The 12,356-nt window shown below is 36.0% G+C and carries 11 protein-coding genes and 1 tRNA gene; all 12 read right to left on the reverse strand.

Features of this window, described 5'->3' with window-relative positions; genetic code table 11:
• Nucleotides 1-146: 146 nt before the first annotated feature.
• Nucleotides 147-2,660: a methyltransferase domain-containing protein gene (locus tag AC3WJC_RS07370; protein ID WP_492398431.1), complete on the reverse strand. Its 2,514-nt coding sequence runs from the start codon at nt 2,658-2,660 to the stop codon at nt 147-149.
• Complete coding sequence (locus AC3WJC_RS07375) at nt 2,644-5,193, reverse strand: diguanylate cyclase (protein ID WP_492398432.1); 2,550 nt, start codon at nt 5,191-5,193, stop codon at nt 2,644-2,646. Before AC3WJC_RS07375 ends, AC3WJC_RS07370 begins: the two co-directional genes overlap by 17 nt.
• A gap of 83 nt (nt 5,194-5,276) precedes the next feature.
• Nucleotides 5,277-6,200 carry a Cof-type HAD-IIB family hydrolase gene (locus AC3WJC_RS07380; RefSeq protein ID WP_492398433.1) on the reverse strand — a complete coding sequence of 308 codons (924 nt, stop codon included), beginning with the start codon at nt 6,198-6,200 and terminating at the stop codon, nt 5,277-5,279.
• On the reverse strand, nt 6,193-7,197 hold the full coding sequence (locus AC3WJC_RS07385; protein WP_492398434.1) for a DNA adenine methylase: 1,005 nt from the start codon (nt 7,195-7,197) through the stop codon (nt 6,193-6,195). Before AC3WJC_RS07385 ends, AC3WJC_RS07380 begins: the two co-directional genes overlap by 8 nt.
• A 579-nt stretch (nt 7,198-7,776) precedes the next feature.
• A complete protein-coding gene (locus AC3WJC_RS07390; RefSeq protein WP_492398435.1) occupies nt 7,777-8,229 on the reverse strand; it encodes a helix-turn-helix domain-containing protein in 453 nt (150 codons plus the stop codon).
• 2 nt (nt 8,230-8,231) lie between these two features.
• Nucleotides 8,232-8,564 carry a type II toxin-antitoxin system HigB family toxin gene (locus tag AC3WJC_RS07395; RefSeq protein ID WP_492398436.1) on the reverse strand — a complete coding sequence of 111 codons (333 nt, stop codon included), beginning with the start codon at nt 8,562-8,564 and terminating at the stop codon, nt 8,232-8,234.
• A gap of 78 nt (nt 8,565-8,642) precedes the next feature.
• Entirely contained in the window at nt 8,643-9,152 is a 510-nt protein-coding gene (locus AC3WJC_RS07400) for a hypothetical protein (protein ID WP_492398437.1), read from the reverse strand.
• Entirely contained in the window at nt 9,149-10,063 is a 915-nt protein-coding gene (locus tag AC3WJC_RS07405; RefSeq protein WP_492398438.1) for a relaxase/mobilization nuclease domain-containing protein, read from the reverse strand. Before AC3WJC_RS07405 ends, AC3WJC_RS07400 begins: the two co-directional genes overlap by 4 nt.
• The gene (locus AC3WJC_RS07410) at nt 10,038-10,430 is read right to left on the reverse strand and encodes a plasmid mobilization protein (protein ID WP_492398439.1); all 393 of its coding nucleotides are present in this window, start codon (nt 10,428-10,430) and stop codon (nt 10,038-10,040) included. The genes AC3WJC_RS07405 and AC3WJC_RS07410 overlap by 26 nt, the downstream gene beginning before the upstream one ends.
• A gap of 133 nt (nt 10,431-10,563) precedes the next feature.
• Nucleotides 10,564-11,463: a site-specific integrase gene (locus AC3WJC_RS07415; protein ID WP_492398440.1), complete on the reverse strand. Its 900-nt coding sequence runs from the start codon at nt 11,461-11,463 to the stop codon at nt 10,564-10,566.
• 28 nt (nt 11,464-11,491) lie between these two features.
• Nucleotides 11,492-11,806, reverse strand: a complete 315-nt coding sequence (locus AC3WJC_RS07420) for an Arm DNA-binding domain-containing protein (protein WP_492398441.1) — start codon at nt 11,804-11,806, stop codon at nt 11,492-11,494.
• Nucleotides 11,807-12,076: 270 nt separating this feature from the next.
• Nucleotides 12,077-12,150, reverse strand: a tRNA-Pro gene (locus AC3WJC_RS07425).
• Between the last annotated feature and the right edge of the window lie 206 nt (nt 12,151-12,356).

The raw sequence follows: 12,356 nt of genomic DNA on the forward strand, positions 1-12,356 counted from the left end.
GCTTTTTATTTGCTGTCAATGCTTATCAAAAGTAAGAAGAAAAAACCTTATAGAGCAATTCATTCTCAAATATTGTTGGCAAGTCTTTCCAGTAATATTTGTGATCACAAAATTGATAGGAAAAAGCGTACATGAAACAAAAACACCTAATCGAATTTACTAAACGGCTCAAATATTACTAAATACTCTTTTATTTTTTTAGAATTTCTGCCGCCTTGAGCTTTGTAAATGTAAGGGGTGCATAAAGAGTAAACTTTGCAACTATTCGACTTACTGATTTCGTAAATAATTTCTGTTATTGAAACAGATGCGCTGTCAGAATAGCTCCACGCACAAGTAATGCCTTGTTGCAAAATTTTGGAGATCAAATTTACATATATGCTCTTAAATTTATTGACACTTTTTGTGAAAAATTCAGAAGTAAAGCGAAAGCCGCCTCTTTTATCTGGTACACGTCCTATACCGTTCAATTTTATGTATTGATAGTCGACCAGGGTTTCAAGTATATGATAGTATCTACTATATTCATCTCGAGTATATGGAGCATCCAAATAAATTAGCTTGTTGCCATTTTTCAGGTCAGCATAGGTTGACAATGCATCTTCCCACGGCCCTCTGATTGCTTTAATTGAATATCCTCCATGTTTTTCACTTTCGGCAGCAAACGCTCTCAACCGAACAGCAAATTCATTGCTAATCGATATAGTTCGCTGTTCAACCAAAGGAAATACTTTATTTAAAGGCAAGGACATTATATTTTTAAATTTTGGCTGTGCAAAATGCCCTCCGTAAGTATTCCCGATAGCACTAAGAGTGGATATAAGCGCACCTAATGCCCAAATTTTATCATTTTCATTTTGTAATTTTTCAATGGCGAATCGATAACTATCAACTTCGATTCCCTGTCTCAACCCAAAGTATAGGTTACTGTAAGCGCAGGTTAGTAAATAATATTGTTTTTTATTAGGTTCACTAATTGCATTGGCGTAAAGGTTTTTAAATACCGGATTTTTAAAAGAATATGTATCACAAAAATCTGCATATTCTTTAAGGAATGTGTTATTGATTTCACTATGAAAAAGTATGTCCTCTTTTTCTAAACCATCCTTAAATAAGGTTTTAAGCTCAATAATATTTTGCTTACTTAGATTTTGAACCTCAGTGATAATATTATTTGCTCTCGACTCTGAACATCCTGCACCTTGGACAGTAGCCAAGATTCTGCAAAAACTCATAGCGTCAGAAACCATTGTGTTATGTGTCGTTGAGATAGCACCTGAAAAGGCACCAGAGCCACACATGATATCAAGAATTTGCGTGTTTTTTTTTAAAAAGGGTTGTAAAGCTTCAATTAAGAATGTCCTAAGAATCTTTTTGGAGCCCATGTAGGACGCTGAATTGGAAAAAAAAGATGCTCGAGATCCTTCGATTTTATTTCTTATTTCAGTATGTTCAATGATTAGGTCCTTGAGACGACGAGATTTTATGCTGATGTCACAAACGTCATCTAAATTAATTTGAAAAATACTTTCTTCGTCATTTTCCAATACCTCTTCAGACAACAAATTGCAAATTAGCGCGATATTAAAAGGGCTGAGAACTGCGGTTTTCTCAATTCTAAAATTTAGTTCTATATTGTTTGACGTTACTTTAAAAGTTTTCTCATATAATTCATTCCCTCCATAAATCCAATCTGCGAACGTGATGCTTTTGAAAAATGGGAGATATTTGTCAAGGTCAGCTTCTAAAATGAAATTTGTTTTATCGTACTCATACTGAGGTAAAATATTTAATCGAGTAAAAATATTAGTCAGGTTTTCATTTAGTATTCTTATACCGTGATTTTTAAGATAGTCGGTAACGTAGTCACTACGTAAAAGTGGATTTTCGATTTTCTTAAAGCTGTATACACTACTATTGTCAATCTCGCTTATAAATTCGATAGTACCATTTTCGGATTTGATTATTTCAGAAATTTCCGCAAGTCGTAGATTTTTATGAAAATTCGCAGTAAATATTCCTCCAATTTTCAATTTCTTCCAAATCAACCTTATAACCTTGAAATCCGTTAGGAAGTGAAGGCTGTAAGACGCAAAAATGCTATCTATACTGTTATCTTTTAATTTGTCAAGTCCACGATGATGTAGCGTCTTTAAACCAGCCTTTTTGGATTTTTGAAGCATTTGCTGGCTGATATCGTAACCTAATAATTGAAATTGGTTATTTTGAAAGTCTTTTTTTATTAATGCTGAAACTCCTGTACCACATCCGAAATCTAAGATTTTTGAATCCTTGTCAATTTTGACGTTATTAAGAATATAATCCAGTTGGAACCGAATATTGGAGAAGTTTCTTTGACTCTCTATAAGCTCGTCATATGTTTCTGATACATAATCAAAAAATTGCGAAACGATTTGGTCGTTTTCATTGCCTTTCCTTGTTAAAAATAGGTAGTAGCTATGTAAAGTCTTAATACAATTTCCACTTTTAAGTAGCAAAGGGGAAGTTTTTTTAAATTCGTCTTGAGACAATCGATAAATTATAACCGACCTATAAGATATTTTTATTGCAGAAGATTTTTGAAAAAGACGGTCAAATTGGCTTCTCTCGGATCTGTGACAAATAATAAAAATAGGCTCAGTATTATATGCTTGCGTCATCACTTATCCTTTTAGCAATACTTTGACCATAATCATCCATAAAAATATGTAAACTATGAGCAATGTAGGAAATACGATCTAGACTTAGGTCAATATTTTGATTTGTTAACTTCGATTTTATAGTAGCGGTTAAATGTTCACTGTATTTTATTGAACCGTAAAAGCTATAGGGAAATCCAATTAATGCTTCGACAGTTCGCCAAGTAAAGCTGTAGCTAATTTTCACATTGTTTTGCTGTTCCATGCGAGGGATAATTCGGACAGACACAAGTCCAAATGGCGCAAACTCTTTACCATTAATATTATTGGGTATAATTAGAATCGCACGGCGTGTGGCATATTGTAGATTAGGATTTGAAATTACTTCTACTACATGATTTATTACTATATCTATTTGGTCGTTCAAACGCTGCGCGAAGAGCCCTTTTGAATCAATAAACTGAGCATTGAAATATGCTTTAAATTTATCTTCATCGTTACGATAATAAAATGGAATAGGGCTTTTAGAAGGATTGGATAACTCGACTTTAAAATCTATTAATTCTCCCAACTTCGCACCAGCCTGATCAATAATCTGTTTATTAATACTCGCCTTACGTGCAATCTCCAACATAAGAGGGAATGCTTCGGATAAAGTCTCTACTCTAAAACCGTCCTCGTTTGTTAGGGCATTATTATCTAATCTCAATTCCTTTTGTAAAAATGCTCTCGGACGATTCACCGATGTTTCTACATCGATATTTTGAAATAATTTACCATTGGTAATAACTTCTGAGTATGATGTAATAATTTCATCCTCCGACTTAAAAGTTAGGACATTGCCTTTAAGCCGCTCTGTAGCTGATTTTAATAACGTGTTTGTTGAATTAATTTTGTACACAACTTCCTCAAATTCCCTTGGCTCTATCTCAGCGCCTGAGGAAAGTTTATATAGCCATTGAATAGTGTTTTCTGCAAATTGTTTATCTCCTAACAAGTATATTTTTATAATATTCTTGTTAAGATTAAGTACACTAACTAACCGAGCTATAGTTACCTCCCAAAAATCTGGCAAGCCGCCTCCCTTGCTTGGCCTGTCATCGACAATTATCTTGTCTGTAAATATGCTCTCAGGAATCGTCAGCTTTTCGTGCCCGATTTGTATTAGAAGTGCCACTGGTGCGAATTTTCCTAAAATTGATGACCCTACATTCAACTCTAAATTATTAACGGCTTTAATTTTATAAAGCTCATAACCATTTTCATCGATAAGCGATAATTCTTCTCCAGTTTTTTTTATCTCGTAGGAATTATTTAAACTTTTGGATGTTTCGTTAACAAATATGCCTCGGATTATGGCAATTAAAATATCAAATGCTGATAATGATTTCGAATAATCAGGGGTTTCGCAGTACGGATTCGCCGATTTGCAGATATTGCTTTCATCAATATTAATCCAATTTACAATGTTTGACAATTCTTTTAAATCTCTACCGTCAGAAAGTAATTTTTGTGTGGCGACAGTTACTAAATTAAGCCACACATTACTAAACGCCATCGGCGCATCAGATGTTTTAACAATGATTTTACTAAGATTTGAGGTGATAGCATTTAGTTCCGGCTTGGATGCGTCTGACTTTTCCGCATTATGAACATTTGATATTGCGTAATTTTTTATACCCTCCGCATTTTTCATCGATTTTTCAGCAAGAGTAATCTCCTGTTCATAAGTAGTTATATCAACAATATACGAAGGCTGAAATTTAATCCCGATAGTAATTTCTTTATGGAGTGTTTCCTTAGCACCGTCTTTTTCCAAAGTAAACTCTGCATTTTTTAAATGCGATTGAAGATTAAATGCAAACTCTAATGATGTTTCTGCATCTGCACTGAAAAACAGGAAAATGAATTCATCGCCGCTACGGTGTATCACAATGGCGGGGTTTCCCATTACAAAAGTGGTGAACATCATAGCCATTTGCAAAATGGCACTATCGCCCTGAATCTGACCGTATTTAGTATTGATTTCTTTGAATTTATCTAAATCGGAAAAATAATAGGAAACATAATTATGATCTGGTAGATAATTGCCTATAGTATTACTAATAATTTCTTTAGTTTTCGGATTAGCTTCAGATATAATTCTGGTTTTATCGTCTCTTAAATCAGGTTTCCAAAACGCCAATATTAAATTTGTAATTAGCGATTTGATAATATCCCGATTTTTTCCAGTTGTAGTGGGTTGTATAATCCATAATGATATACTGCAATCATACCAACCATGTGAATCAAGTGGAACTGTTTCCGCTATAGTTACTTTACCCGCTCCATCGCTGTCGTCATAAGTATAATAGCACATCCCCGTTTCTGGGGAAACAATTTCTATTTTTAAATACTTTAATACAGATCTATGGTGATTAATTATGCTCTTTAATATGGAATCAAAATCATTAGAAGTGATTAAATTTTCTCCAATGTTGATCGTTATATCTTTAATTATGTTTTCCCAATTACCTTTGTTTTTACTGGCAATTGAATCAAGTAAAGTTTTCATTATTAGGTGAATAAAGGTTTGTGGTTATTTTTTATTTAGATTTTTGCTGTTAGTTACAAAATTATATGCTATAAACTTCCTAGCTATGATAAAAAATATCGTTTTGCGTGTTTAATCATTCGTAAAACTTCCAAAACACCCGAACCAACATCATGATTAGATTGAAATTTACTGGCTGATTTAGCCCGATCGGTTGCGTTTCCCACAGCAATTCCGATCCCCGCCCATTCAAGCATCTCAACATCGTTATTGTTATCGCCAATAGCTAGAATGTCCTGTCGATCCAATTTCAATAATTGAGCAACAAATTTTAAAGATTCTGCTTTATTACTTCCTTTAGGACGTATTTCTATGTAGGAAAATCCACTTGAAGTGGTGTCAATAGATTCGATATCGGAAAGAAAGCTTAAAATCGTATTGATATTTTCCGGATTCTCATTAGAAATGTCTATCAAGATAGCTGACGGTTCATTGATTAAATGATGATCCAATACATCCCAAACGATAGGCATTTTATTGAATTCAAATTCAACTTTGGCACCATTACTCCATCCTAAAACATATTCGTTGGCATTTAAGTCAGTGAAGAGATTTTTACTGCCATCTATATAATAATAAGCGAAGATAGATATATTGAAAGCAATGCTTTTGGTTAAAACCTCGGTGAGCGTTTGTTCGGGGATAACGCGCTTATACAAAATTTCGAAGTTGTTATTACTAATTATCAATGATCCGTTGTATAATATAATTGGTAAATTACGTTTCTGATAAAGGCCTTCTATTGTTTGCTTTGCGCCGTTGAATGTTCTGCCAGTTGCTATAATTAATTGAACTTTTGATTTGGTTCTATTAAGGCTTCTAATAAGCCAAAGTATGTTGTCCCATACAGTTGGATTGTTCGTTTTTATCAATGTGCCATCTAAGTCAACAGTAATAGCTTTTATATTGGCAAACTGTTTTAAATTGTTCACATCTGTTTGCTCCCACGTAGGAAAATTTTCAGGCATTATAAATAGTGTATATTTGGGTGGCCGACGATCTATTTTTGGTTGACGTTGTATAGCCTAGGCTTGTAACTTCGTATTGTTTAACAAAATCAAATTGCTCGAATAATTGCAATAGCTTTTGCGGCGGAATTACTCCGTCATCTCTGTAGTGAAACAACAACATTTTGAAATCAGCATTTGCTAATATCGTTTTCAATGAATCTAAAGCACTTGTTGCCGTATAGAAATTTGATTTTAAATCTACTATATGTTTACTAACACCTGATTTTCCTTTAATCACCGGCTGTATGCAATTCGCAATAGTTTCTGGTAAATGATAATAACTATGATATTTGCGATCATTATACGGAGGGTCAAGGTAGATAATATCATAATGTTGCTTATTTATTAAATCCTTTGCGTCTATAAGAAAAGATTCGCCAGGATGAGAACCTTGAGCTGGTTGAATAAAGTCATAATGAAAATTTTTCGATGACTTTTTGTTAAAACTTTTTAAATATGCGTAATATGTACCTGCTGTGTTGGCAATCTTATCCATTGAATTAATAAGAGACGCTAAAAGAAACGCTTTTTCTGAAAGAGTGATTAAATTCTCCTGTTCAAACTCAATTATTTTCCGCCAACATATTTGAATTTTACCAGCGTTCCACATATTGAAAAATTGCCTTTCTATCGCATAATTGTCAACTAACCAACCATAACCATCCGGCTCCAATGAATTAAAATAAGCCATAATGTCAGAAGCCTGTTTAAAATGCAAGCGTTCTTTTAATTTTAGGAATGCAGGAAACTCTCTAAAGTGAAGTTTCGCGATCTGAAAATAGTGTGCGAATAGAAGCAGATCTCCAGTATAAACTTTAAAACCGTTATTTTTAAAGTGAGCTCCCACAGTCGATGTTCCTCCAAATGGGTCACAAAAACTACCACCTTTTAAATTTGCTGTAGCAATCTCAAAAATTGTGTTGACAGTACTTGACTTAGAGCCTATGTATCGCATCTGGTTCGTGAAAGGTTTTAAATGTTATTTGCTTAACTTTAATAACTCCAAACTTACTCTTTAATATAATTTTTAACGAATATAAACAATGAGAGTAATATTTGGATATCTTGTCTTTTCTTGATTATTAAGTAACCAAAGCGGGGTCATTCAACAGCCGTTCCATTCTAGCTCAACTAATTTTGAACATCCGCTCATACCCTCCTCCCCGAAGCTTTTTCACCTTAGGTAGGTGATTCTGAATATACCATCCCATTTTCAACGCTTAAGCAACCAAAAGCGGAAACAACGGAAGCTGTCAAGGGTGAGTGCCTACCTTAATAATCAAATATAATTGCACTCATTTATATACCCTTTACTGCTTTCGTTGTGCAGGCTATCTTTGCGTCTTGCGGTGAGAATATGATAAAATTTATTAACTAAGTCTTCGCAAGTATGCCGAGGAACGAGCGTATTCCTGCGCTGTTTAGCGAGGCTGGTGACAAAATTGAACCCGGCGCGATAGCGCGTGGTGCAACGCAGGAACCTGCCGCAGCGATTGCAGCAATCCTTCTTATTATTGGCTATAACACTATAAAATTAATGTTTAGCTGCGTGAATTTGCTTAGGTGTAGTTATCAAACCTGGATTAGTGTAAGTATCAGCAGTAGGCATCAACTTATAGTGCCTGTTAAAAGCTTCCTGTCTAACTTTGAAGTAATCAGCCAGTTTTCTAATGACTTCTTTAGACAGTCCTTTTTTATAGTTTAATATATCAGATACATAACCTTTACTAATGCCCAGTATATCAACTAAATGCTGCGGCCTCAAATGATGATCCTGCATAAAGGAGCGTAATAAGGTAATAGGATCACTCTCTTTAAACGTGTTATTCTCTTCATCGAATTTTTCGATCAACAACGTCAGCAGATCAATTTCATCCTGTATTGCATTATTAATATCACCAGACAGTAGGCCTTCCAATCGGTTACAATACTCTTTATATTGGCTTATGTTTTTTATGACGGTATATTTTAAAACTGTTGTTTCCATCTTCAATAGAGATTAATTGTATACTGTTCACCCTGTTTGCAAACTTTATCATACTCCGCATGAGTTCCTATCCAGCAAACAAAAAGATGTGCCTGCTTTGTTCCGAACACATATTTGCAGATCATCCGGTAATTATTGCCGCCAATATCAAATACAACCCTGTTACTGCTTTTCCCTAACAGATCAGCAGTGTTATATGTGAATTTCATATCGCCGGGCTGTTGCCAGTCAGCAAGCTTTAACTTTTCAGTCCAATCTTCCAGAGAAGATTTACTACGCGGTTGAAGCTTTGCAAATTCTTCCAGCGTTTGTTTTTTAATCAGATGAATTTTCATCCTTATACAAATTTAAATAAAAGTTCACCAAAAGAGAACTTTTAAAGTGAAATATTCTTAAGCTATATTGATACTGGTTTACTGATTGGCCTTTTGCCAGGCTTCAGCCATCTTCTTTTTCACTACTTTAGTATCAGTGTGGCTATCCAGATAGTTCCAAGCGTTGACATACTGTTCAGCTTCTTGGTTATACTTTTTTATTTTCCAAACTTCCAATCCTTTTTGCCCTAATGAGAATAAGAAGGTAATAACCACTAACAGTATGCCCCAAGGAATAAGGCGACCGAAGACAATTTTATAGTATTGGCCCTGGTTTGTTTCGGGAAATAATAGGAAACGATATTGCTTCACGGGCTGCTTTGTTAAAAGCAATTGCTGGATCTGATGTGATAGCTTATCAATCAGTTCATTGTCTCTGTTCTGCTTGAGTTCATGAAGTTGAACGCTTATATCACACAACTCCTTTTTATAGTCAGGTATCCTTATTTCAGGAATTTTAACCTCTTTCTTTTCATAAGCGTTAATTGTCACGATCACTTGCTGCAATACTTCCTCTATTGCCTCAAGCTTTTCAAGTGTGTCATTCATATCCTTCTTCCTTTCTTAAGTTTACGTTTGGTTGTTAATAACTCAAATGGTGTTAGGGCGTCCTGCTCGTGGTCCGGTTCCAACAGTTTGCCAAATAAAGATGCTCCTTGAGTGTCACTAAATGAGTTGCGGTTAGGAAGTGTTATGTCATTTACTGACGCAATCTGTTGCCGCTGATCATGTTGTTTATTCAATTCAATAAGCTGATCTAATTTCCCAAAGCTTAGGCTTCTGTCAATTTCAGAACCTTTGAACTTAGTGATGCCCTTACTAAAGCTGATTCCTTGCACAGTGTCAGTTCCGCTTAAATACTTATAATGAGTTTGTATTCCTTGCTTGAGAAGTGCTACTTCCAATTGCTGCCAGTTTTGCGCAACTTTAGCCGCCGCTTTAATGGCATCATACATTTCATATTTGATTTGATCTGAGCCTTTAAGGCGTTGCCTGTTCACTTGTGCCTTACCCTCCGCTAAATGATAGCCATATTTCAAGGTAATCTCTTTACATACTTTCGCATTAACTACTTTCTGGTAACGGTCTGTGATGGTCTGCCCATCATTACCCACGCGATTATAAACCAAGTGTAGATGCGGATGCTGCCTGTCGGTATGCTGTACAATCAGATATTGCGTATCTCTAATTTTCATTTTGTGCATATATTCCTTTGCCCGCTCAACCATGATCGCATCATTAAGCTTCGCTTTATCTTCGGCACTCCAACTTAAAACGATATGGCCAACAGCTTGTCCCAAGTTTGGGTTTAGCTTACGCTGAAAATTAAAGTCGTTGGTGATATCCTTAACGCTTGTTGTACGTACCCCGCTTGCATCCAATATGCTCGCTTCCTCCCGCTGCAAATTGTAGGCTATGCACCCCGCAAAGCTTCTACCTGTAATTACTTTCCTTATCATCGCCAATTATTTTTTTGAGCAATTCATTTATTTCAGCGATTAGCAACCTGCAATTTCTTTGGACGGTAAGTAACCCGTTTAAGTGAGCCAGGTGTGTAAGTTGATTAAGGTTATTTGCCATACCCGCCAATACTCGCATGTTGCCTGCCTCTTCGGTAGTCAACCGGGAAACGACTTTCGCCTTTTGTGCCGATTTTCTAAAAAAATCACTGATTGAAGTTCCGGCGTTTTTGGCTTTCGTGGCAATAGTAAATTGCTCCAAATCCGTTAACCTTATCATATAAATATGGCACCGCTTTATTTTCTTTTGTGGTCTTCCGCCTTTACTGCGGATTACTTTTTCTGCTTTAATTTTTTGGTCTTCCATCACTACATCCTTTAAATTCCTTTCGATTTCCCCTTCTGCAACCAACGGGCGCGGAAGGCAAGTTTGCCGTTTAGCCGTTAAGGCGAAACGAGTTTTTGTATAGCAAAAACACAAACTTGCTCTTTACTATCGGTTATGCCTGTTTCAGGCGATCTCTTAAGATTTTCATATCAGTACTAACCTTCTTTTTCTTGACCTTAGAATAGATCTGCGTTGTCCGAATGCTCGAATGTCCAAGCATTTTAGATACGCTTTCCATGGGTACGCCATTCTCCAAAGTAACGGTAGTCGCAAACGTATGCCTTGCGATGTGATAGGTTAGAGCGAAATTCAGATTCGCCATTTTGCTGATAACTTTAAGGTAGCGATTGGTAGCCTGGTTTGAATAGATCGGGAAGACGGTGCCGGTATAAGAAGCCATTGGATGACCTCTGTATTTTTTAATCAGTTCGACAGTTTCGGGCAACAATAAAACATAAAATTTCTTGCCGGAAAAATTGGCTGTTTTCTGCCTCACCATTTCGATCCACTTTTCGCCTTCTATATCGGTTACTAAGTGTTCACTACTTAAGTTGCATGCATCGGCAAAAGCCAGGCCTGTATAACAGCTAAAAACAAAGGTGTCTCTTACTATCTCTTGTCCATGAATATCGAAATTCAAAGCTTTGATAGTTTCCAATTCCTCCAATTCCAAACACTGCCTGTCCTTGTGGATCATGTGCCGCTCGAAACGAAGGAAGGGGTCTTTAACGATCCAGTCGTTTTTAAGTGCGATGTTGATCATCTTGCGTAACCGCTCGATGTGCTTCATGATCGTATTGTTGGTACACGGCCGCTGACCTTTATCCGGTTCACGTTGGCGTAAGTAGATCTCAAAATCAATAATGAATTTGTAATCAAGTTGAGAAAGGTAAATGTCCGTGCGCTTTTTTCGTTTAACCAAAAACTCTTTAACATATCGCTCGGTGCTATAGTAGTTTTTCATCGTGCCTGGCTCCAAAAGCTTTTTAACCTCAGTGTTATGATAGTTCATTAGAAAAAGCAGAGTCGTTTGCTCTTCCTCACCACCACTTTCCAGAAAAAGTCTTGATGCTATCCGCAGTTAGAACTTCTTTATTGTATCGAAGATTGTCGTAAGCGGAGTTAATTTCTGTGCGTGTCTGCCGGATCTTTTCCTGTATCTCTTTTAATTCCTTATCGGCTCCAATTACTTTTTGAAACTTGTGATCCCAGGATATTAACTTGAGCCGTCGTTTCAAAGAAATGTCGACGAACTTTTTGTTGATGGTGATTCGCACATACAAGGGGGCAATCCCTTTACTTGCTTTATCCTTTTTTAGAAAAAAAAGAATACTGAATGAATTTGTTGTTTTCATACGCGGTTTTACTTATTTGATATTATCCCCGCAGACGCAAATACATTTTGCGACAAACGGATTAAAACACGAAATCAGTTACAGGCAACCACGGGTTGCAAGTAAAAACGCATTGAACAATTTTACAAATTAAAAAGAGGGTGCGATATAGGGCATGTAGAAGTTGATATTACTTTGGGGTTCTTTGGGGTATAATTTTTCAATTATTACAAAAAAACCCTCTAAATCATACAATTTAGAGGGTTTTACTTCGATTAGTATCGCTATATGTCGGGATGGCAGGATTCGAACCTGCGGCCTCCACATCCCAAATGTGGCGCGATACCGGGCTACGCTACATCCCGTAAAGGTTTGCAAAGGTATAAATTTAAAGTTTATTTACAACTTTTTTATTTATTTATCGGTGATCCGATTTTTATCCTTCGCTATCTTAATGTACTCCGCTTTCACTAAAGCCATACTTGGTTTTTTGCTGAAGCGCATGCAAAAGTAGTTTTTTAAAGGCTATTTGCAAGGCTTTATGAGGATAAATGTGTGTATGGATCTATAG

Source organism: Mucilaginibacter sp. FW306-07-L, assembly GCF_058782065.1.

Coding starts and splice junctions, on each gene's coding strand:
- AC3WJC_RS07370 (WP_492398431.1), bottom strand. CDS start 2,660: ATGACGCAAGCATATAATACTGAGCCTATTTTTATTATTTGTCACAGA.
- AC3WJC_RS07375 (WP_492398432.1), bottom strand. CDS start 5,193: ATGAAAACTTTACTTGATTCAATTGCCAGTAAAAACAAAGGTAATTGG.
- AC3WJC_RS07380 (WP_492398433.1), bottom strand. CDS start 6,200: ATGCCTGAAAATTTTCCTACGTGGGAGCAAACAGATGTGAACAATTTA.
- AC3WJC_RS07385 (WP_492398434.1), bottom strand. CDS start 7,197: ATGCGATACATAGGCTCTAAGTCAAGTACTGTCAACACAATTTTTGAG.
- AC3WJC_RS07390 (WP_492398435.1), bottom strand. CDS start 8,229: ATGGAAACAACAGTTTTAAAATATACCGTCATAAAAAACATAAGCCAA.
- AC3WJC_RS07395 (WP_492398436.1), bottom strand. CDS start 8,564: ATGAAAATTCATCTGATTAAAAAACAAACGCTGGAAGAATTTGCAAAG.
- AC3WJC_RS07400 (WP_492398437.1), bottom strand. CDS start 9,152: ATGAATGACACACTTGAAAAGCTTGAGGCAATAGAGGAAGTATTGCAG.
- AC3WJC_RS07405 (WP_492398438.1), bottom strand. CDS start 10,063: ATGATAAGGAAAGTAATTACAGGTAGAAGCTTTGCGGGGTGCATAGCC.
- AC3WJC_RS07410 (WP_492398439.1), bottom strand. CDS start 10,430: ATGGAAGACCAAAAAATTAAAGCAGAAAAAGTAATCCGCAGTAAAGGC.
- AC3WJC_RS07415 (WP_492398440.1), bottom strand. CDS start 11,463: ATGAACTATCATAACACTGAGGTTAAAAAGCTTTTGGAGCCAGGCACG.
- AC3WJC_RS07420 (WP_492398441.1), bottom strand. CDS start 11,806: ATGAAAACAACAAATTCATTCAGTATTCTTTTTTTTCTAAAAAAGGAT.